16 protein-coding genes and 1 pseudogene are annotated in these 20,969 nt (G+C 63.0%); 11 read left to right on the forward strand and 6 right to left on the reverse strand.

Features of this window, described 5'->3' with window-relative positions:
- Positions 1-42: 42 nt before the first annotated feature.
- Both AC3EMP_RS07285 and AC3EMP_RS07290 read right to left on the reverse strand, forming a co-directional pair.
- Positions 43-1,232 (reverse strand): annotated as a pseudogene (locus tag AC3EMP_RS07285) (integrase core domain-containing protein).
- Between the two features lie 95 nt (positions 1,233-1,327).
- The gene (locus AC3EMP_RS07290) at positions 1,328-1,786 is read right to left on the reverse strand and encodes an SRPBCC family protein (protein ID WP_488494599.1); all 459 of its coding nucleotides are present in this window, start codon (positions 1,784-1,786) and stop codon (positions 1,328-1,330) included.
- Between the two features lie 143 nt (positions 1,787-1,929).
- On the opposite strand from AC3EMP_RS07290, the gene AC3EMP_RS07295 reads away from it, so the two are divergent.
- From AC3EMP_RS07295 to AC3EMP_RS07305, 3 genes are all read left to right on the forward strand, one after another.
- The gene (locus AC3EMP_RS07295) at positions 1,930-3,735 is read left to right on the forward strand and encodes an IlvD/Edd family dehydratase (RefSeq protein WP_023682063.1); all 1,806 of its coding nucleotides are present in this window, start codon (positions 1,930-1,932) and stop codon (positions 3,733-3,735) included.
- A gap of 332 nt (positions 3,736-4,067) precedes the next feature.
- On the forward strand, positions 4,068-5,549 hold the full coding sequence (locus AC3EMP_RS07300) for a flavin monoamine oxidase family protein (RefSeq protein WP_023682062.1): 1,482 nt from the start codon (positions 4,068-4,070) through the stop codon (positions 5,547-5,549).
- 74 nt (positions 5,550-5,623) lie between these two features.
- On the forward strand, positions 5,624-6,022 hold the full coding sequence (locus tag AC3EMP_RS07305; RefSeq protein WP_023826842.1) for a hypothetical protein: 399 nt from the start codon (positions 5,624-5,626) through the stop codon (positions 6,020-6,022).
- 17 nt (positions 6,023-6,039) lie between these two features.
- On the opposite strand, the gene AC3EMP_RS07310 is transcribed toward AC3EMP_RS07305, so the two are convergent.
- Both AC3EMP_RS07310 and pdxR read right to left on the reverse strand, forming a co-directional pair.
- On the reverse strand, positions 6,040-7,644 hold the full coding sequence (locus AC3EMP_RS07310; RefSeq protein ID WP_023669483.1) for a trimethylamine methyltransferase family protein: 1,605 nt from the start codon (positions 7,642-7,644) through the stop codon (positions 6,040-6,042).
- A gap of 206 nt (positions 7,645-7,850) precedes the next feature.
- Entirely contained in the window at positions 7,851-9,344 is a 1,494-nt protein-coding gene (gene pdxR, locus AC3EMP_RS07315; RefSeq protein ID WP_023669484.1) for a MocR-like pyridoxine biosynthesis transcription factor PdxR, read from the reverse strand.
- A 427-nt stretch (positions 9,345-9,771) separates the two neighbouring features.
- On the opposite strand from pdxR, the gene pgi reads away from it, so the two are divergent.
- From pgi to AC3EMP_RS07330, 3 genes are all read left to right on the forward strand, one after another.
- Entirely contained in the window at positions 9,772-11,415 is a 1,644-nt protein-coding gene (gene pgi, locus AC3EMP_RS07320; RefSeq protein ID WP_023688784.1) for a glucose-6-phosphate isomerase, read from the forward strand.
- Positions 11,412-12,143: an HAD family hydrolase gene (locus AC3EMP_RS07325; protein ID WP_023688783.1), complete on the forward strand. Its 732-nt coding sequence runs from the start codon at positions 11,412-11,414 to the stop codon at positions 12,141-12,143. Before pgi ends, AC3EMP_RS07325 begins: the two co-directional genes overlap by 4 nt.
- A gap of 69 nt (positions 12,144-12,212) precedes the next feature.
- Positions 12,213-12,434 carry a hypothetical protein gene (locus AC3EMP_RS07330; RefSeq protein WP_352710330.1) on the forward strand — a complete coding sequence of 74 codons (222 nt, stop codon included), beginning with the start codon at positions 12,213-12,215 and terminating at the stop codon, positions 12,432-12,434.
- An 84-nt stretch (positions 12,435-12,518) separates the two neighbouring features.
- On the opposite strand, the gene AC3EMP_RS07335 is transcribed toward AC3EMP_RS07330, so the two are convergent.
- Together AC3EMP_RS07335 and AC3EMP_RS07340 are read right to left on the reverse strand one after the other, a co-directional pair.
- A complete protein-coding gene (locus tag AC3EMP_RS07335; RefSeq protein WP_488494600.1) occupies positions 12,519-13,253 on the reverse strand; it encodes a class I SAM-dependent methyltransferase in 735 nt (244 codons plus the stop codon).
- A gap of 2 nt (positions 13,254-13,255) precedes the next feature.
- Complete coding sequence (locus tag AC3EMP_RS07340; protein ID WP_352710333.1) at positions 13,256-15,247, reverse strand: long-chain fatty acid--CoA ligase; 1,992 nt, start codon at positions 15,245-15,247, stop codon at positions 13,256-13,258.
- 476 nt (positions 15,248-15,723) lie between these two features.
- On the opposite strand from AC3EMP_RS07340, the gene AC3EMP_RS07345 reads away from it, so the two are divergent.
- The 5 genes from AC3EMP_RS07345 to AC3EMP_RS07365 are packed head-to-tail and all read left to right on the forward strand — an operon-like array spanning position 15,724 to position 20,963.
- Positions 15,724-17,322, forward strand: a complete 1,599-nt coding sequence (locus tag AC3EMP_RS07345; protein WP_023669491.1) for an ABC transporter substrate-binding protein — start codon at positions 15,724-15,726, stop codon at positions 17,320-17,322.
- Between the two features lie 47 nt (positions 17,323-17,369).
- Positions 17,370-18,377 (forward strand): ABC transporter permease subunit, encoded by a 1,008-nt coding sequence (locus AC3EMP_RS07350; protein WP_352710336.1) that lies wholly within the window; start codon positions 17,370-17,372, stop codon positions 18,375-18,377.
- A 26-nt stretch (positions 18,378-18,403) separates the two neighbouring features.
- On the forward strand, positions 18,404-19,288 hold the full coding sequence (locus tag AC3EMP_RS07355; protein ID WP_050485757.1) for an ABC transporter permease subunit: 885 nt from the start codon (positions 18,404-18,406) through the stop codon (positions 19,286-19,288).
- Positions 19,288-20,133: an ABC transporter ATP-binding protein gene (locus AC3EMP_RS07360; RefSeq protein ID WP_023696764.1), complete on the forward strand. Its 846-nt coding sequence runs from the start codon at positions 19,288-19,290 to the stop codon at positions 20,131-20,133. Before AC3EMP_RS07355 ends, AC3EMP_RS07360 begins: the two co-directional genes overlap by 1 nt.
- The gene (locus tag AC3EMP_RS07365) at positions 20,133-20,963 is read left to right on the forward strand and encodes a dipeptide ABC transporter ATP-binding protein (protein WP_023682050.1); all 831 of its coding nucleotides are present in this window, start codon (positions 20,133-20,135) and stop codon (positions 20,961-20,963) included. Before AC3EMP_RS07360 ends, AC3EMP_RS07365 begins: the two co-directional genes overlap by 1 nt.
- Positions 20,964-20,969 lie beyond the last annotated feature (6 nt).

The following is a 20,969-nucleotide window of genomic DNA, read 5'->3' on the forward strand; positions in this document are numbered from 1 at the left end:
GTAACACTTTGAACCGGATACATAGGTGACACTTCTCTCCCCCTATGTGTCCGCCGCAGCGCCAAGCGGATTGGTTGGCGCGGCGCTGCGGCGGACAAGCTTCATGTGCCGTGTGTCGATGATGCCGAGCGGGTGGGCATGGAATGAGAGTGTCCATTGTCCGTCTTCGGTCTCCAACGCAGCGACCGGTTCGCCCGCCAGCGCTGCGAGACATATATGAAGCCGCCATTCCATCGGATCTCGCCATTGTGGCGCACGCGGCGGACCGAGGCCTCGGCCGGATAGACGGGCTCGGGTGGTGTCCTGGGCATGGCGCGCTGTGAGGACCGGTAGTGCTGGGCGGGCGTATCCATGCCCAGCGCCTCATGGGGACGTTCCTCATTGTAGCTTTGGCGGAAGGTCTCGAAGGCCTGGCCCTGTGCCGTTCGGTCGGCTTCCGGTGCCTCGGCCATCGGCAGCATGGTCAGGTGAAAGCGCTCGTGACGTCCGTTCTGCTGTGGCCTGCCGGGTGCGATCCGCTCCAGGGTGATGCCGAGCTTGATGAAGCGCACGACAAGCGGCGTCAGCCCGGTGACGCCGGCCGATGCGAAGGGCGGGCCATTGTCGCTTCTGAAGCGATCCGGCAGGCCATGCTCTTCAAACAGCCGTTCGAACACCGGCCAGGCTTCGCTATCGGCCGTCGACCCCGTCGCTTCGAGCGCCAGAAGATAGCGGCTCGACGCATCCATCACCGTGAAGGGTTCGCAACGCCAGCCGTCGCGGGTCCGGAACCAGCCCTTGTGATCGCCAGTCCACACCGCGTTCGGTTCTTGCGGCTGTGGCCAGGGTCCATTGCCGCAGGCCCGCAGGCGGGGTCGCTTGCGGGCGCGGACAAGCCCATGCCGCGCAAGGATCGCGCCGACCGTCGAGGCTGAAGGCCACATGAACTCGGGAGCCGTGCGCCTGAGCCGTGCCACGATCTTCTTTGGACCCCAAAGCGGATGCAGCTCCTTGGCCGCCACAATCCGCTCAACCAGATCCTGAGCTGTTGCACGGCCTTGATTGAGCGGGGCTCGCGGCAGGTCGTGCAAACCTTCCGGGCCGAACTCCCGATAACGTCCGAGCCATTTGTAGCCGTTCTTGCGTGAGGTCCCGTAGGCCGCACAAAGCGCAACCATCGTCTCATCCCCAGCAAGACACTCCACAACAAACCGTAGCCGCTCGTCCATGATGCCAGTCTCTCGCCTAACCATCGCCGGTCCTCCCGGCGAAGGAGAAAACTGTCACCCATGCTATCGGTCCATTCTGTTACCTATCTATCCGGTTCGGACAACGAGGCACCCTCCCCTCAAGGGGGAGGGGAGCCCACCTTCTCGCCAAAGCTTGAAAAAAACTGCCCGGCCAGCTTCTTCGAAGTCAATTCGATCAGCCGGCTGCCGAGTTGGGCGATCTTGCCGCCGACTTCGGCCTTGGCCGCGTATTTGAGGACCGTCGCATCCGGCCCGTCCGCCGTCAGCGTCACGTCGGCGCCACCCTTGGCGAAGCCGGCAATACCGCCCTTGCCCTCGCCCTGGATGGTGTAGGAGTGCGGCGGCTTCAGGTTCTTCAACGTCACCTCGCCGTTGAATGTCGCCTTGATCGGTCCGATCTTCAACACCACCGTCGCCGCCATTTCGGTCGGCGATTTCATCTCCAGGTGCTGGCAGCCGGGAATGGTCGCCTGCAAAACCTTCGGATCGTTCAGCGCGTCCCACACTTTCTGCAGGGGGGCGGCAATGCGTTCCTCGCCTTCGATCACCAAAGCCATCGACACCTCCCGGACAGACTTCGAAGGCCTAACGCACGGTCTGGTCTGTGTCTATCGCACCAAAGTCCGGTTGCGACGGTGCGCCCTCTTGCCTGCTTCCGCGCGTTGCCATATCGATTTGTCTTACAAATACGGAGACCATGATGGCAGGCGCCCCCACCGGAAAGAAGAAGTTTCGCTCGCAGGAGTGGTTCGACAATCCCGACAATCCAGGCATGACCGCGCTCTACCTCGAGCGCTACCTGAACTACGGCCTGACGCGGGCCGAGCTGATGTCGGGCAAGCCGCTGATCGGCATCGCCCAGACCGGCTCGGATCTGTCGCCATGCAACCGCCATCATATCGAACTCGCCAAGCGCGTGCGCGAAGGCATCGTCTCGATGGGCGGCATCCCCTTCGAATTCCCGTGCCATCCGATCCAGGAGACCGGCAAGCGCCCGACCGCGGCACTGGACCGCAACCTTGCCTATCTCGGCCTGGTCGAAGTGCTTTACGGCTATCCGCTCGACGGCGTCGTACTGACCATCGGCTGCGACAAAACCACGCCGGCGCTGCTGATGGCGGCGGCCACCGTCAATATTCCGGCCATAGCACTTTCGGTCGGACCGATGCTCAATGGCTGGCACAAAGGCAAGCGCACGGGATCCGGCACCATCGTCTGGGAATCGCGCCAGCGGCTCTCCGCCGGCGAGATTGACTATGACGAGTTCATGGACATCGTCGCCTCATCGGCGCCGTCGACCGGCTATTGCAACACCATGGGCACCGCCACCACGATGAACTCGCTGGCAGAGGCGCTCGGCATGCAATTGCCGGGTTCGGCCGCCATTCCCGCACCCTACCGCGAGCGCGGCCAGATCTCCTATGAGACCGGCAAGCGCATCGTCGAGATGGTGCATGAGGATCTGAAGCCGTCCGACATCATGACGCGCAAGGCCTTCGAGAACGCCATTGTCGTCAATTCGGCGATTGGCGGCTCGACCAATGCCCCGATCCACCTCAACGCGATTGCCCGTCATCTCGGCGTGCCGCTCACCAATGACGACTGGCAGACGGTCGGCCTCCATGTGCCGCTCATCGTCAATCTGCAGCCATCGGGCGAATATCTCGGCGAAGACTATCACCATGCCGGCGGCGTGCCGGCTGTGGTGGCCGAGTTGATGAAGGCCAAGCTGCTGCCTTATCCCGAAGCGATGACCGTCAATGGCAAGACTATCGGTGACAATTGCAAGGGTGTCGCCAACGAGAACACCGACGTCATCCGCGCCGTCGCCGAGCCGCTGAAGGCCAATGCCGGCTTCATCAATCTCAGCGGCAATCTGTTCGATTCCGCAATCATGAAGATGAGCGGCATCTCGCCGGAATTCCGCGAGCGCTATCTCTCCAACCCGAACGACCCGGAAGCCTTCGAAGGCAACGCCATGGTCTTTGACGGTCCCGAGGACTACCACGCCCGCATCGACGATCCGGCGCAAGGCATCGACGAGCACACCATCCTGTTCATGCGCGGGGCCGGCCCGATCGGCTATCCCGGCGGCGCCGAGGTGGTCAACATGCAGCCGCCCGCCTATCTCATCAAGAAGGGCATTCACGCGCTGGCCTGCATCGGCGATGGCCGCCAGTCGGGCACATCGGGCTCGCCCTCTATCCTCAACGCTTCGCCGGAAGCCGCCATTGGCGGCGGCCTGGCGCTGCTCAAGACCGGCGACCGTGTGCGCATCGATTTACGGAAAGGCACTGCCAACATCCTCGTCACCGACGAGGAAATCACGCGCCGCCGTGCCGAACTGCAGGTCGATGGCGGCTATCATTATCCCAAGCATCAGACGCCATGGCAGGAGATCCAGCGCTCCATGGTCGACCAGTTCTCGGAGGGCATGGTGCTGAAGCCGGCGGTGAAATACCAGGATGTCGCCCATACCAGCGGCGTGCCGAGGGACAACCACTGAGCACCCGCTTGATATGAAAATGCCGGCCTGATCGGGCCGGCATGAAAGCCTTGGCGTAAGCTTGTTTGGATGGCGGCCTCAGGGTGGAGGCGGGCCGGACGAAGCGGCGATGGCTGTGATGCCGGAGAGTCGTCCTGCCTTGCGGATGACTGGTGTGTGATACTGTTTCTTCATAGGACCCGTTGCCCGTTTTAGATCACTGCTCGCACGCCAACTGATCCCACCTGTCAGTATGACATTGCAGTCCTCGTCAGTTTCGGGTTTTTTGACACGAAATCAAGAGGGGTCCAGAGCGTCGTCCATGATGATGGTTTTCCGCCACGGGCGTATCCTTGCCGCCTAGCCCGATCGACATTGCCCCGGTCGACATTGCTATTGTCGGCGCGGGCATGGCCGGTCTCTTCCTGGCGTGGCGCTTGTCCCAAAGTGAAAAGCCCGCAAGGATCGCAGTTTTCGAATCCGCCGGTCGCGTCGGCGGTCGGGCCTCCACGGTCTCATTTCCCGGAGAGCCGAACTTCGGCATCGATCTCGGCGCGATGATGCTGATGCCACAACATCGGCTGCTCAAAAAACTCATGGCGACGCTGGATGTAAAGCTGTCGGGTATGGACGTCGTCACCGGCGCCAACCGGCTCCATCTGCGCGGTAGGAGCCTGCCCTACGCCGCTATATCGCGCTTTGCGCCGCGCCGCCTGTTTGCCTATGACGTGACGCGTCGGCTGCAGGAAAAAGGCCCGTCCCGCCTGCTGCGAAAGGCGGCAGCACTGATCCTGCCGGGTTCGGAGGCCTTCGGCAGCGCCGAATGGAACGGCGCCGCAGGCTTCGTTTATCGCGGCCGCAAGCTGGCGGATTGGGCGACTTGGGATGTGCTGGCGACGGTCTTGACCCCGGAGGAAATGGCTTTTGCCGAGGACGCGGTGGGCTATTCGTTGCTCCTGCGCGGACCCAACGCCGCCGAGACGTTCAGGCTTGCGCTCGGCGAGCTGAGCGGCGGCCGCTCCTATTGTTCCCCCGATGGTGGGTTCCAGCCGGTTGCGGAGCGAATGGCCGGGCGGATCGCTGTCAGCGGCGGCGCCGTCCATCTCGATCACACCGTGACCGCCATCGCCCGCTCGGCGCAAGGGATGGTCTTGTCTGTCGAGGGGCAGGGCGGGACGGTCGAGGCGCGCAAGGTCGTGCTGGCGTTACCGGTCCGCCCCCTGCGGACCCTGCTGGAAAAGTCCGGCATCGAGCAGCCCAGCGATCTGCCGGCACCGGAACCCTGGCCGATGCTCACGCTGGCCGCCTGCTATGCCAGCCCATGGTGGGCTCGAAACGGCATCGCGGCCGGCCACAGCGTGACCGATCTGCCGGCTCGCCAGATATGGCAGTTCACAAAAGCGGACGCGCGCGACGCGACGATTCGGCGGAGCGTCGCCATGGCCTATTGCGATGGCAGGCACATGGTATTCTGGCGCTCACTGCTGCCTGAGCTCGCTCGGCGCCACGGTTTTGCGGTTTTGGCCGAGGGACATTCCGCGCTGGAGGCCTTTCACGGCCAGATGGTCGAAGTCCATGGCAAACACGGCGCCATCTCGAAACCCATCGGCGGGTTTGCGCAGGATTGGGGTGCGCCGGCCTATGGCGGCGCGTCGCATGTCTGGGACCGTGGCATAGATATCTCCGGTATAAAACTGGCGAGCCATACGCTTGCTCCGGGCATTCATGTCTGTGGCGAAGCGTGGTCCAACAATCACGGCTGGATCGAGGGCGCGCTGGAAAGTGCGGAAGACCTGTTGCAGCGGGAATTCGGGCTCGACGCCTGGCTTGCCTGAGACTCCGCAAGGGCGATGAAAAACGATCCTACATTCCCATATGAGTGGTCGGCTATCGGACGGAAAGTATCAACGTGACTAAACGGCGCTCTTCAATCGGTTTCCTCGGCATGTTCGGTCGCTCCGGCGATTTGCGGGAACTCGACACCGCGCTGCGCGGCGCCGATCTGCATCCGGCGCTTGTCCCTGAGGGGGTAAAGCTCACCATCGTCAATTTGATGAAGGATCATTGGCCGGACGAGCCGCCGCCCGACGCCTACCGGTCCGTGGCGCAGCTGTTTGGCTATTGCATCGCGGGCCCACAAACCTTCGAGCAGGCCAATGGGCCGGAGCGGCGGCTGGACGCTGAGCGCCGCATCGAGGCTGCGCTTGAAACCGGCGACAGCCTGGATGCCCAGATCGTGTTGATGGCGCTGCATGGCAAGCTGATTAGCGCCGAAGTGGTCGAGCGCTTTGGGTTAAGTGCGGACTGACCTACGTAAGGTGAAGCTTACCCGCCCATGCCGCTGCGTGGCAGCTTGATCATCTCGCCGAAGCGGGCGCGCAATTTGTCGTCGAGCAGCTTCGGCACATGGCGCGGGAAGCGCTCGGCAAGCACGCGCTTCTTTTCGATGATCGCCCGCTGCAAGATGTCGGGCCGGCCCTTCTCGTTCCATTCCTTGGGCGAAAAGCGGTCGCCGACGGCCGGATAAAAATACTCGGTCTGCATCAGGCGCAGCGTCTGCTCGTTGCCGAGATAGTGGCCCGGGCCATTCATGCAGACTTCGGTGATGGTGTCGATCGACAGCGCTTCGTCGGTCACTTCGATGCCCCGCACGCAGCGCAGGCAGTGGCCCAGCATGTCATTGTCTATGATCAGGCTCTCCAGGCAAAAGCCGAGCAGCGAGGCATGCATACCGGCCGATTCATAGACCAGATTGAGGCCGGCAAGGCCGGCCATCACGTCGGTGATGCCCTTTTCATAGCCGGACTGGATGTCGGGCAGTTTCGAATCCGTCATGCCGGCGGCCGAACCGCCCGGCAGATCGTAGAACTGCGCCATCTGCGCACAGGCCGAAGTCAACACTGCCTGCTCGGCCGAGCCGCCCGACATGGCGCCGGTCCTGAGGTCGGAGACGAACGGCCAGGTGCCGAAGATCGCCGGATGCCCGGGCTTGATGGCGTTGACGTAGATGAGGCCGACAAGCACTTCGGCCACCGCTTGCACCACAGCGCCGGCAATCGCCGCGGGAGCGGTGGCGCCGGCCTGGCCGGCCGATAAAAGCAGGATCGGGATGCCGCCGTCGACACAGGCTTCGAGCACGCCGCAGGCGTCCTCGGCAAACTTCATCGGCGGCACGACGAAGCAATTGGAGTTCGACACGAACGGCCGGGCGCGGAAATTCTCCTCGCCGCCGGCGATCGCATAAAGCATTTCCAGCGCCGGCTGCACGTTCTCGCGCACCGTGAACGAGGTGCCGACATGCTTCGACGTCCCCATCACGCAGGCATAGAGCGTGTTGAAGTCCATTTCGAGCGGATCGGGAATGTCGCGCGGCACCATGGGCCGCTGGAAGAAATGGATGTTGTCGAGCCCTTCGACGAGGCGGGCGGCGTCGTAAATGTCCTGCACCAGCGACTCGCGGTATTCGCGCTTTTCGACATCGACCAGATGCACCGCCGCACCCGCCGTGCCGTAATGCACGCGCTTGCCCTGGATCAGCATGTCATGCCTGGGGTCCTGGCCGTGCAGCGTAAAATTCCGCGCGGCTCGTCTGATCGTGTCCATCACAAGCCCGCGTGGGAAGCGGACGCGGCCGTCATCGCCATAGACGGCGCCGACCCCGGTCAGCGCCTCGATGCAGGAGGGAATGGCATTGGCGAAGCCGACGGTCTCCAGCAGCGTCAGCACCGCTTCATGGATGCGCTCCTGGTCGTTCTGGTTGAGCGGCCCGTAGCTGCCGCCTTCGAGGCCGGCGCGCACCGGCCGGATATCGTCGGCAAGCGGTGCGGCCCGCATGGCGCGGCGCGCTTCGCGCCCGCCGGATCGGCGCGAACGCTGGTCGGCTGATGCATCTTTAGGAGCCGCATCCTGCTTTTCAACAGCCACTGACATGGGGGCACTCCACCTTTAGCTCGCGAAACACGGCGCGGTGATTGGTCCACCGTCGGCTTGCTTCGTCCCTCTGTCAGCCGACTATGCCGTTGCCATTGGCCCAGCCTATGGGCCAGTCAACGCAGCCGAGTATGCCAGAGAGCTAATGCAGAATGTTGGTGATCATGCCAAGGGCCGGGACTGTTCAAAGCCCCGGCACAGGCAAATCAGGCTGCAGCGGGCCTGCGTCCGGCTGCGGTCGCGAGCTCGCGAATACCCGGCTCGATGTGCTGCAATGCGATCGAGGAAATGCCCAAGCGCATGAAACGCGACGGCTTTTCGGTGCGATCGAAGAAACGATCGCCGGGCTCGATTATGACGCTGCGCGACGCCGCGGCCTCGGCCAGTCCACGTGAATCGGTGCCGCGCGGGCCTTCCAGCCAGAGCGATGTGCCGCCGGCGGAATCGGTCGAGCGCCATTCCGGCAGGAATGCGGAAATCGCATGGACCAGACGCTTGCGCCGCTCGTCGAAGGCCGACGACAGCCGCCGCACCAGGGCTTCGTGATGGCCGAGCGACAGGAACAGCGCAACCGCGCGCTGGTTGTTGGCCGGCGGGTGCCTGAGCATGAAGCGGCGCAGCGCCCTGAGCTCGGAGATTAGTCCAGCCGAAGCGACGATGTAGCCAAGCCGTAGGCCCGGAGCCAGCGTCTTCGACATCGAGCCGACATAGACGACGCGACCCGAGCGATCGAGGCTCTTCAGCGCCTGCTGCGGCGCCTCGTCGAGAAGCTGGCTGTCATAGCCGTCCTCGATGATGATCTGGTTGTGGCGGTTGGCGCGCGCCAGAAGGTCCTGCCGCCGCTCCGCCGACAGCGGCACCATGGTCGGGCAGTGGTGGCTGGGGGTGACGAAGACAAAGCCGGAATCGTTGGGAATGGACGAGGTGACGATGCCGGACTGATCGACCGGAACCGGCTGGATTTCGGCGCCTGCCAAGCGGAAGATCGAGCGCGCGTCGGGGTATCCCGGGTCTTCCATCGCGACCTTGGAGCCCTTTGTCATCAGCAGTGTCGCCAGCATATAGAGCGCGTTCTGGGCGCCCAGCGTGACGATGATCTCGTCCGGATTGGCGAAGATGCCGCGCCGCGGCAACAGCCGCGCCTGGATCTGCTCGATCAAGAGCGGATCGTCACGATCGACCATGTCGGAGGCCCAGTTGCGGATTTCGAGCACGGCCAGCGCCATGCGGTTGCACTCACGCCATTCGGCTGTCGGGAACAGCGCCGGGTCGAACTGGCCGTAGACGAAGGGGTAGGAGGACTTGATCCAGTTGTCGTGCTTGGCCGGTGGCGGCATGTCGCTGGCGGCGATCTGCCGGCGTGCCTTCCAGTCGATCTCGTTCTGCTGGTCGGGCGCCTTCTGGTGCGGCTTGGCGGGGGTGGCCAGCACATCCGGATTGACGAAATGGCCGCGCCGTTCGCGCGCCACCAGGAAACCTTGGTCGACCAATTGCTGGAACGCCAGCACCACAGTGCCGCGCGCGACGCCGAGTTTTTCAGCCAGGATGCGGCAGGACGGAAGCGGCATCGAAGCGGCGATCTGCCGGTCGAGAATGGCGGCGACGATCGCCTGACGGATCTGCGCCTGCAGGGTCTGGCCCGATTCCGCCGAAATCCGGAACAGGCCGGACCATATGGCCGTGTCGTTACGCTGTGGCATGGAAGGTGTTCCTCGATGGCCAGTCTTTTTTGCTTGGCTGGACCAGCGGAAGGTAACCGTGGCACAAGGGGTTGCGCCAATCAATTTTTCTGATCGCTGGGATTTATGCCAGTGATCTATGCGCGACGCGCAGCGTCGTCTCATCCCCGGGTGACGCTTGCGTCATCCCGCAGCGCGGACGCCCGCGCGATGCGAAGCGTCGTCGCGCCTCATTATCCCCAGCGCGACGCGCAGCGTCGTCGCTACTCCCATCAAATCATCCAGCGCGGCGCGCAGCGTCATAGCTCCATCACATCGCACTATGCTGCACTGCGTCATCCCCACGCATTGAAACATGCGGAATTCGGCTCAATAAGATCAGCGCGACGACACGCGCCGGAAACATCCGGTCTGATAAGATGTCGTGAAAAACGATCAGGAGCCGAAAGTGGATCATTCCTCCTTCGACAAACAGCTTGTCGCCTTGCGTGCTGCGCGCGCGGCGGCATCGGGTACGATGCGCGAGGCTTTTGCCGCCGACCCCAAGCGCTTCGAGACGTTCTCGGCCAGCGACGGCGACCTTTTGCTCGACTGGTCGAAATGCGCGGTCGACCAGGGCACGATGGAACTGCTCGAGAAGCTCGCCGCCGCCGCCGATCTCGAAGGTCGCCGCGCCGCAATGTTTTCCGGCAAGAAAATCAACATCACCGAAGACCGCGCCGTGCTGCACACGGCGCTGCGCAACCTCTCGGGCAAGGGCGTCACCGTCGATGGCCAGGACGTCAAGGCGGATGTGCTGTCCGTGCTCGACGCCATGGGCGCTTTCGCCGACGCCATTCGCTCCGGCAAGGCCGCCGGCGCCACCGGCAAGAAAATCACCGACATTGTCAACATCGGCATTGGCGGCTCCGATCTCGGCCCGGCCATGGCGACGCTGGCGCTGGCGCCCTATCACGACGGCCCGCGCGCGCACTACGTCTCCAACATCGACGGCGCCCATATCCACGACACGCTGAAGGGCCTGTCGGCCGAAACCACCCTGTTCATCATCGCCTCGAAGACCTTCACCACGGTCGAGACGATGACCAATGCCGAGACGGCGCGCGAATGGGTGCAGAAGGCGCTCGGCAAGGAAGCTGTCGGCAAGCATTTCGCCGCCGTCTCGACCGCGCTCGACCTGGTTTCCAAGTTCGGCATCGAAGCGGATCGCGTGTTCGGCTTCTGGGACTGGGTCGGCGGCCGCTATTCGCTGTGGGGCGCCATCGGCCTGCCGGTGATGATCGCCATCGGCCCGCGCAACTTCCGCGCCTTCCTCGATGGCGCGCATGAGATGGACGAGCACTTCCGCACCGCACCCCTGCAGAAGAACCTGCCGGCGCTGCTGGGGCTGGTCGGCTGGTGGCATCGCGTGATCTGCGGTTATCCGGCGCGTGCGGTCATCCCTTATGACCAGCGCCTTTCCAGGCTGCCGGCCTATCTGCAGCAGCTCGACATGGAATCGAACGGCAAGGGCGTCACCCTCGACGGCACGCCGGTGACGACGCCGACCGGACCGCTGGTCTGGGGCGAGCCCGGCACCAATGGCCAGCACGCCTTCTTCCAGCTGCTGCACCAGGGCACCGATTCCATCCCGGTCGAGTTCCTTGCCGCTGCCGTCGGCCATGAGCCGGATCTGAAGCACCAGCACGATCTACTGCTTGCCAATTGCCTGGCCCAATCGGAAGCGTTGATGAAGGGCCGCACGCTGGACGAGGCTCGCGCGCAGATGCTGGCCAAGGGCATGAAGCCGGCCGATGTCGACAGAATAGCCCCGCACCGCGTCTTCTCCGGCAACCGCCCCTCGGTGACGATCCTCTACCGCAAGCTCGACCCGCGCACCTTCGGCCGGCTGATCGCGCTTTACGAGCACCGCGTCTTCGTCGAAGGCACTCTGTTCAACATCAATTCCTTCGACCAATGGGGCGTCGAGCTCGGCAAGGAGCTGGCGACCGGCCTGTTGCCAGTCGTGGAAGGCAAGGAGAGCGCCGCCAAGCGCGACGCATCGACGGCCGGGCTGGTGGCGCGCATCCAGCAACTGCGGGGGGCGCAATGAAAAATCCGGCCGACATCAAGGGCATATTGTTCGACAAGGACGGCACGCTTGTCGATTTCAACGCGACCTGGCTCGGCATCGCCGATTTCATGGCCATGGATGCTGCCGAGGGCGATCGCTGGAAAGCCGACAGGCTGCTTTCAGCGGCGGGCTTCGATTTTGTCGCCAAGCGTTTCAAGCCGGATTCCATCTTCGCCTCGGGCACCAACATGGATGTCGTCGAACTATGGTTCCCGCGCCTGTCCGACGAGGACCAGATGCTGGCCGTCGCCCGTTTCAACGAGATCACCTCGGTGCAAGGCTCATCGATGGCGGTGGCCTTGCCCGGCATCGTCGCGGCGCTGACGGCTCTGCACAAGCGATCCTACCGGCTCGGCGTCGCCACCAATGATTCGACTGCCGGTGCCGAAAAGACCATGGTCACGCTCGGCGTCGCGCAGCTGTTCACCGCCGCCTATGGCTATGACGCGGTCGCCAATCCGAAACCGGCGCCGGACACGATCGTCGCCTTTTGCGACCTGACCGGGTTGAAGGCGTCCGAGATCGCCATGGTCGGCGACAACCGCCACGACCTGGAGATGGCGCGTGCCGGCGGCTGCGGCCTGGCGGTCGGCGTGCTCTCCGGCACCGGCACGCGGGAATCGCTGGCGTCGATCGCCGATGTCGTTCTGGATTCGGTTGCCGACTTGCCGGACTTTCTGTCGGCGCGGGTCAAGGAGACGGTCTGACGGGGGCCTGGGGCAAACTCAATTCGGCTCGGGATTTCCCCGCCAATGGCCGAGTTGGGGGAAGCAGCCATGAAACTATGGAGCTTCTGGTTTGTTTTCGGACATAGTGGGCTACTCATCAGCAGAGCAAACGTACCCGCATCTGCCGCACCTGATCTTGGCGCTTGCGTTATCGATGTCTTCGCCAGGCTGAAGCTCGAAGCCGCGATTTTCGCACTTTGGGCAAACTATGAAGCCGATATGTTGAACAACTTTAATCCACGCCATTCGACTTCTCCTATCAACGGCTAATCCAATCTATTTTCTGCCCCTTGAGGTTTGTCCACAATGAGTAGAATCCGGCCATTCAGAGCGACTGGGCTTTGCCGCGTCGCGCTAGCAATCTTCCGGCTCGAACCAAAACACACCGCTCGGCTTGGTCAAATCACCCTTTGCGTCGCCGAAATCCGGCACCTGATATTCGGCGAGCAATCGTAGCCGCGACAGCGGCAGATCGGCGCGGCGGGGATCGCCGACCAGCACCTCGATGCCGGCTGCCAGGCAGCGGTCGAGGAACGGGATCACCCGCAGAGCAACCTCGCGGCCGTAGAACACGTCGCCGGCAAGCACGAGATCGACCGCTGGCGGCGGGCCCGTGGTGATATCCTGATCGACAATGGTGATCTCGACGCCGTTGGCCAACGCGTTGAGGCCGATCGCGGCGACGCCGTTGCGATCGCTCTCGGCGGCGATCACCGCGCTGGCGCCGGCCTTGGCGGCGGCGATGCCGACGAGGCCCGAGCCGGCGCCGAGGTCGAGCACGCGGTGACCGGCCACGATTTGCGGATGGTCGAGTATATAGCGCGCCAGCACGGCGCCGCCGGCCCAGGCATAGGCCCAGTAGGGCGGCTGCGGCTCAGCTTCGTGCTCCTCGGTCTGGCTGCCGTCTTCCGGTCCATGAGCTCGCCACTCGACAAGCCGCCTCAGGCCGCTGCCGGGATGAGTCGTATAGAGCTGGATTTCAGGAAGTGCGGGAACGGGCGCAAGCCGCAGGTTCGCCTTGATGAACACTACTGCATCGGGACGCCGACTATCGTCCGCTATCCCGCCGTCGCCAGGCTCGCCGTTCAAATTTATTCCCGCAGCGCCCGGCGCAAGATCTTGCCCACCGGAGTCTTCGGCAGCTCGGTCCTGAACTCGATGTATTTAGGCCGCTTGTAGCCGGTCAGGTTCTCGCGGCAATAGGCGGTCAGCGCCTCGACGGTCAGCGTCGGGTCCTTCTTGACCACGAACAGCTTCGGCACCTCGCCCGAATGCTCGTCCGGCACGCCGATCGCCGCTACTTCGAGCACGCCCGGATGCTGGGCGACGACTTCCTCGAGTTCGTTGGGATAGACGTTGAAGCCGGAGACCAGGATCATGTCCTTCTTGCGGTCGACGATCTTGGTGTAGCCGCGCTCGTCCATGAAGCCCATGTCGCCGGATTTGAAAAACCCGTCCTTGGTCATCACCTTGGCGGTCTCGTCCGGCCGGTTCCAGTAACCGGCCATGACTTGCGGCCCGCGGATGCAGATCTCGCCGACTTCGCCCAGCGGCAGGTTGTTGCCGTCATCGTCGCGGATGACGATCTCGGTCGACGGCAGCGGCAGGCCGATCGTACCGGTGAAATTGCCGTCGCTGAACTTGTTGGCGGTGGCCACGGGCGAGGTCTCAGACAGCCCGTAGCCCTCGGTGATCGAATTGCCGGTCAGCGCCTTCCAGCGCTCGGCAACCCCCCTCTGCACCGCCATGCCGCCACCCAGCGTCATGATCAGCGGCTTGAAGTCGAGCTTGCGGAAATCCTCGTTGTTGAGCAGCGCGTTGAACAGCGTGTTGAGGCCGGGGAAAATGTGCATCGGGTATTTCTGCAGCTCCTTGACGAAGCCGGGAATGTCGCGCGGGTTGGGAACGAGCACGTTCTGGGCGCCCTGCTGCATGCCCATCAGCGCGTTCACCGTCAGCGCGAAGATATGGTAGAGCGGCAGTGCGCAGATGAAGTTGAGATGCGCCGGTTTCGGCTTGATCGCATAGGCGTCCTGCAGCCACAGCGTGTTCTGCGCGACATTGGACAGCACATTGGAGTGCAGCAGCACAGCACCTTTGGAAATCCCCGTGGTTCCGCCGGTATATTGCAGGAAGGCAACGTCGCCGGCCTCCATCTTGGCCGGTTTGAAGGCGATGCCGGCGCCGGCTTTCACCGCCGCATTGAATTTGACATGGCCGGGCAGCGACCAGGCCGGCACCATCTTCTTCACCCGGCGCACGACTAGGTTGACGATCGTGCCCTTGAGGGCGCCGAGCATGTCGCCCATCGCCGCGACCACCACATGCTTGACCGCCGTCCTGGCAATCACCGCGCCTAGGGTGCTGGCGAAATTCTCCAGAATGACGATCGCCTGCGCGCCGGAATCCTTGAGCTGGTGTTCGAGCTCGCGCGGCGTGTAGAGCGGATTGATGTTCACCACGACATAGCCGGCGCGAAGCACGGCCATCATTGCCACCGGATATTGCAGCACATTCGGCATCATCAGCGCCACGCGTGCGCCTTTCTGCAGGCCCTTCGATTGCAGATAAGCGCCGAAGGCGGCCGATTGCCGCTCGAGTTCGGCATAGGAGATCGACTTGCCCATGCAGACGTATGCCGGCTGGCCGGAAAACTGCTTACAGGCGCCGACGAGGAAGTCGCCGATCGAACTGTAGGGCAGGGCGCCGATCTCCGCCGGCACGACTTTCGAATAGCTTTTTAGCCATGGCTTTTCCGGCATGCCCGCGGCAAGCGCCGTCAGCGTATTCGGCAGTTTTTTGGCCGCGCCCGGCGACGGCTTCGAGGCGGGCTTCGCCGCGGCTGTCTTGGCGGCTGGCGGCTGGGCGGGCTTTGCAGCGGGTGCTGTCTTCGCCGCGCGCTTGACCACAGGTTTCGCTGCCGGCTTGGCGCTTGCCTTCGCCGGCGTCGAGGTTGCCGTTGGCTTGACAGCGGGAGTGGCTTTGGCGGGTGGCGCTTTCGACTTGGCGGCAGCGGCGGCCGGTTTTGAAGCTTTCGCCGCTTTTGCTTTCGCCGGGGCCGTTGTCTTTGTTGCTTTCGCCACCTCTAGCCTCCCTCGGTCGTTCTGTTGCCTGCTCCTGCTGCGCCGCCTCGATGTGGTGAGGCGTCCTCCGCTGCAGCGATGTCGCGGATTCCCGGAAAATCCAGCGTGTCATCTATCTATTGCGACTATCGGCGGCCGTGCAAGTCTTGCCCCAGCGGCAGGACGGCAAAGATTTGCCGCCGAAATCCTTCCCGCGATGCCAGCTCAGGCAATGCCGTCCTGTCATCTCGGTGGCGAAACCCAGGCTTGTGGATTTTTGGCTTACGATTGCTGCGATCAATGAAAAAATGCGGTCGTTAACAATCCCGTGATTAGCAGATTTTGCTATTTGTTTCTGCAATTCGTCAAAGACCGAGAAATATTTTCTGCTTACGGTGGGGTAGGCAAACAGGGTGTTCCAAAGCCGGAAAAACGGTGCTTATATGCGCGCTTCGCGAGCCTATAGAGGGGCTTGGAAGAACATCAGGGAGTGCTCAATGAAAAAGAAACTGACTTTTGCAGCCGCGTTGCTGGCTGCAAGCGTCCTCGGCGGTGTGGCCAATGCCAAGACGCTGGTCTATTGCTCGGAGGCCTCGCCGGCCAACTTCGACCCGGGTACCACGACGGGCGGCAACGACTTCGACGCCTCGTCGCGCACCGTCTATTCGCGCCTGGTCGAGTTCAAGCATGGCGGCACCGAAGTTGTGCCCGGTCTCGCCGACAAATGGGAGATTTCGGACGACGGTCTGGTCTATACTTTCCACCTGCATCCGGGCGTGAAGTTCCAGACGACGGATTTCTTCAAGCCGACGCGTGATTTCAATGCCGACGACGTCGTCTTTTCGTTCGATCGCCAGTTCAACAAGGAAAACCCCTGGAACGGCGAGAAGTACCTGCCGAACCTGACCTGGGACTACTACACCGGCATGGACATGCCGAAATACGTCGCCAAGTGGGAAAAGGTCGATGACCTGACCGTGAAGCTGACGCTGACCGAGCCGAACGCGCCGATGCTGGCCAATCTCGGCATGGACTTCGCCTCGATCGTGTCGAAGGAATATGCCGACCAGCTGGAAAAAGACGGCAAGATGGCCGACTTCTCGACCAAGCCGGTCGGTACAGGTCCGTTCCAGTTCGTCGACTACCAGCTGGATTCGGTCATCCGCTATGCGGCCAACCCGGACTACTTCAAGGGCAAGGAAAAGATCGACGATCTCGTCTTCGCGATCACGCCTGACGCCACCGCCCGCATCCAGAAGGTGCTCGCCGGCGAATGCGATATCGCGCCCTATCCGAATCCTGCCGACATCGGCACGATCAAGGCCAACGCCGACGTGACCCTGATGGATCAGGCTGGCCTCAACATCGGCTATATGAGCTACAACACCACCATCCCGCCGCTCGACAAGCCTGAAGTGCGCCATGCGCTCAACCAGGCGATCGATCGGGAATCGCTCATCAAGTCGCTGTTCCAGGACGCCGGCGCCACGCCGGCCGTAAACCTGATCCCGCCGACCATGTGGTCGTGGAACAAGGACGTGAAGTCCGACGCCTATGATCCGGAAGCCGCCAAGAAGGTGCTGGCCGATGCCGGATTGAAGGAGATCCAGCTTTGGGCCTCCGACCGCGTCCGTCCCTACAACCCGAACTTCCAGCGCGCCGCCGAACTGATCCAGGCTGACTGGGCCAAGGTCGGCGTCAAGGCGGAGATCGTCAGCTACGAGTGGACGAAGTACCGCGAAGAAGGCAAGAAGAAGGAACGCCCGGGCGCCTTCCAGATCGGCTGGACCGGTGACAATGGCGATCCGGACAATTTCTTCGCCACGCTGTTCGCCTGCTCGGCCATCGGCGTGTCGAACTACTCCAGCTGGTGCGACAAGGACTTCGAGGATCTGATCCAGAAGGCCAAGAAGACCAGCGACCAGGCCGAACGCACCAAGCTCTATGAAGAGGCGCAGGTTGTCTTCCAGAAGCAGGCTCCGGCCTTCCTCATGGCACACAGCCAAGTCTACGCAGTCGTGCGCAAGAATGTCAGCGGCTTCATGATGGACCCGCTCGGCATTCATCGCTTCGACGGCGTCGACAAGGCCGAATAGAACTGTTAGGCGGGCGGCGCGCAATCAGGCGCCGCCCGCTTTTCAAGATGCTCCGATATCTCCTAAACAAAATCGTCTTGGTGCTGCCGACGCTGATCGGCATCACCATCTGCGCCTTCGCTTTCGTCAGGCTGCTGCCCGGCGATCCCATTCTTGCCATGGCCGGCGAGCATGGCGTGTCGCCCGAGCGTTACGCGGAACTGAAGGAACAGTTCGGCTACAATTTGCCGATCTGGCAGCAATACGCGCATTATGTCCGCGATGCCGCGACCGGCAATTTCGGCGTGTCGATTTCGTCCAAGCGGCCGGTCATCGAAGATTTCATGACGCTGTTCCCGGCAACCATCGAGCTCTCCGTCTTCGCCATGATCTTCGCCATGGTGCTGGCCATACCGGCCGGCATCATTGCTGCGGTCAAACGCGGCTCCTGGTTCGACCAGGGGCTGATGGGCACCGCCCTTATCGGCTATTCCATGCCGATTTTCTGGTGGGGTCTGCTGCTGATCATCTTTTTCTCCGGCTATCTCGGCTGGACCCCGGTTTCAGGCCGCATCGGCCTTCAGTTCTTTATCAAGCCGATCACCGGCTTCTTGACCCTCGACAGCCTGCTCTACGGCAAGTGGGATGCTTTCCGCTCGGCATTGAGTCACCTGGTGCTGCCGACAATTGTGCTCGGCACCATCCCGCTGGCGGTGATCGCGCGCCAGACGCGCTCGGCCATCCTCGAAGTGCTGGGCGAAGACTATGTGCGGACCGCCCGCGCCAAGGGCCTGTCGTCGTCCCGCGTCATCGGCGTGCATGCGCTGCGCAATGCGCTGATCCCGGTGGTCACCACCATCGGCCTGCAGGTCAGTACCCTGCTCGCCGGCGCCATTCTCACAGAAACCATCTTCGCCTGGCCGGGCATCGGCAAGTGGATGGTCGAATCCATATCCAAGCGCGACTATGTCGTCGTGCAGTCAGGCTTGCTGCTGATCGCCCTTATCGTCATGGCGGTGAACCTGATCGTCGACGTGCTTTATGCCGTCATCAACCCGCGCATCAGGGCGGCGTGATGAGCCAGTCCACCGAAATCGCCCCGATGGCCGCCGGCAACCCTGACCGTCTGACCGGCTTCAGGACCTTCTGGCACTATTTCTCGGTAAACCGCGGCGCCGTCATCGGCCTGTTCGTCTTCATCCTGCTGGTGCTGGCCGCGCTCTTTGCACCGCTGCTGGCGCCCTATGCGCCCGACATCCAGGACAAGACCGCTTTCCTGCGTCCGCCGGCCTGGCAGGCGGGCGGCAGCATGGAATATCTGCTTGGCACCGACGCGGTCGGCCGCGACATGCTCTCGCGCCTGCTCTATGGCGCGCGTTTCTCGCTGCTCATCGGCGCCGTCGTGGTCACACTGGCGCTTGTCGGCGGCATCACGCTCGGCCTTTTGGCCGGCTATTTCCGGGGCTGGGTCGACGTGGCGATCATGCGCGTCATGGATCTGATCCTGTCCTTCCCGTCGCTGCTCTTGGCGCTGGTTCTGGTCACCATCCTCGGCCCCGGCCTGTTCAACGCCATGCTGGCCATCGCGCTCGTCCTGCAACCCCACTTTGCCCGTCTGGTGCGCGCTGCCGTCATGGCCGAAAAGAGCCGCGAATATGTGGTCGCCGCCAAGGTCGCCGGCGCCGGCCATATAAGGCTTATGCTGCGCACCATCCTGCCCAACTGCCTGGCGCCGCTGATCGTCCAGGGCACGCTGTCCTTCTCCAACGCCATCCTGGAGGCGGCCGCTCTCGGCTTTCTCGGCCTTGGCGCCCAGCCGCCGACGCCGGAATGGGGCACCATGCTCGCCTCGGCGCGTGAATTCATCCTGCGCGCCTGGTGGGTGGTCACTTTCCCCGGTCTGGCCATCCTCATCACCGTACTTGCCATTAACCTGATCGGCGACGGTCTGCGCGATGCGCTCGATCCGAAGCTGAGGAGGTCGTAATGGCGCTGCTCGACATCCGCAATCTCGTCGTCGAGTTCCAGACCGCATCCGGCCCGTTCCGCGCGGTCGATGGCGTCTCGCTCCATGTGAACGAACGTGAAGTGCTGGCCATCGTCGGCGAATCCGGCTCCGGCAAGTCGGTGTCGATGCTGGCTGTGATGGGACTGTTGCCGTGGACGGCGACGGTCACTGCCGACGAGATGAGCTTCAACGGCCGCGATCTCCTGAAGATGAGCCCGGCCGACCGGCGCAAGATCGTCGGCAAGGACATGTCGATGATCTTCCAGGAGCCGATGGCCAGTCTCAATCCGTGCTTCACCGTCGGCTTCCAGATCGAGGAGGTGCTGCGCTTCCATATGGGCATGGACAAGGCCCAGCGTCGCGAGCGCGCCATCGAATTGCTGACGCAGGTCGGCATTGCCGAGCCGGCCGAACGGCTGAACTCGTTCCCGCACCAGATGTCGGGCGGCCAGTGCCAGCGCGTGATGATCGCTATCGCCATCGCCTGCAATCCGAAGCTTCTGATCGCCGACGAGCCGACCACCGCGCTCGACGTCACCATCCAGAAGCAGATCCTCGACCTGCTGGTGTCGCTACAGGTCAAATACGGCATGGGCCTGATCATGATCACCCACAATATGGGCGTCGTGGCCGAGACCGCCGACCGCGTCATCGTCCAGTACAAGGGCCGCAAGATGGAAGAGGCCGACGTGCTGTCGCTGTTTGAATCGCCGAAGAGCAATTACACCCGCGCACTTTTGTCGGCGCTGCCGGATAATGCCGTCGGCGACCGGCTGCCGACCGTCTCGGACATGCTGTTCGAACCGGCTGCCGGGGGCGTCTGATGAGCATCAAGGTCGTCGAAGGCAAGGACATCGTGCGCGACTATCACGTCGGCGGCGGCCTGTTTCGCGGCGCGCGCACCGTGCATGCGGTCAAGGGCGTCTCGTTCAGCGTCGACAAGGGCAAGACGCTGGCCATCGTCGGTGAATCGGGCTGCGGCAAGTCAACGCTGGCGCGCATCATCACGCTGATCGATCCGGCAACGTCGGGCGAACTGTTCATCGACGGCAACAAGGTCGACATCGCAAGGAACGGCCTGACCAGGGAGATGCGCCGCAAGGTGCAGATCGTCTTCCAGAACCCTTACGGATCGCTCAATCCGCGCCAAAAGATCGGCGATGTGCTGGGCGAGCCGCTGCTCATCAACACCGACAAGCCGGCCGAAGAGCGGCGCGACCTCGCCATGAGGATGCTGAAGAAAGTCGGCCTCGGAACCGAGCACTATAATCGCTATCCTCACATGTTCTCGGGCGGCCAGCGCCAGCGCATCGCCATTGCCCGCGCGCTGATGCTGAACCCGAGCCTGCTGGTGCTTGACGAACCGGTCTCCGCGCTTGATCTTTCGGTGCAGGCGCAGGTGCTCAACCTGCTCGCCGACCTGCAGGACGAATTCCAGCTGACCTATGTCTTCATCAGCCACGATCTGTCTGTCGTGCGCTACATCGCCGACGACGTGATGGTGATGTATTTCGGCGAAGCCGTCGAATACGGCTCGCGCGAGGAGGTCTTCGCCGACCCCAAGCACAACTACACCAGAACGCTGTTCGCCGCGACCCCGCGCGCCGACGTCGCCTCGATCAAGGCGCGGCTGGCGAAGAAGAAGGCCGCCTGACCTCTC

Source organism: Mesorhizobium sp. P160219 (genome assembly GCF_057786095.1).

Bases quoted from the DNA above. Each gene is read 5' to 3' on its own strand.
- AC3EMP_RS07290 (WP_488494599.1), bottom strand. From the start codon at position 1,786: ATGGCTTTGGTGATCGAAGGCGAGGAACGCATTGCCGCCCCCCTGCAG.
- AC3EMP_RS07295 (WP_023682063.1), top strand. From the start codon at position 1,930: ATGGCAGGCGCCCCCACCGGAAAGAAGAAGTTTCGCTCGCAGGAGTGG.
- AC3EMP_RS07310 (WP_023669483.1), bottom strand. From the start codon at position 7,644: ATGTCAGTGGCTGTTGAAAAGCAGGATGCGGCTCCTAAAGATGCATCA.
- pdxR (WP_023669484.1), bottom strand. From the start codon at position 9,344: ATGCCACAGCGTAACGACACGGCCATATGGTCCGGCCTGTTCCGGATT.
- AC3EMP_RS07325 (WP_023688783.1), top strand. From the start codon at position 11,412: ATGAAAAATCCGGCCGACATCAAGGGCATATTGTTCGACAAGGACGGC.
- AC3EMP_RS07330 (WP_352710330.1), top strand. From the start codon at position 12,213: ATGAAACTATGGAGCTTCTGGTTTGTTTTCGGACATAGTGGGCTACTC.
- AC3EMP_RS07345 (WP_023669491.1), top strand. From the start codon at position 15,724: ATGAAAAAGAAACTGACTTTTGCAGCCGCGTTGCTGGCTGCAAGCGTC.
- AC3EMP_RS07350 (WP_352710336.1), top strand. From the start codon at position 17,370: ATGCTCCGATATCTCCTAAACAAAATCGTCTTGGTGCTGCCGACGCTG.
- AC3EMP_RS07355 (WP_050485757.1), top strand. From the start codon at position 18,404: ATGGCCGCCGGCAACCCTGACCGTCTGACCGGCTTCAGGACCTTCTGG.
- AC3EMP_RS07360 (WP_023696764.1), top strand. From the start codon at position 19,288: ATGGCGCTGCTCGACATCCGCAATCTCGTCGTCGAGTTCCAGACCGCA.
- AC3EMP_RS07365 (WP_023682050.1), top strand. From the start codon at position 20,133: ATGAGCATCAAGGTCGTCGAAGGCAAGGACATCGTGCGCGACTATCAC.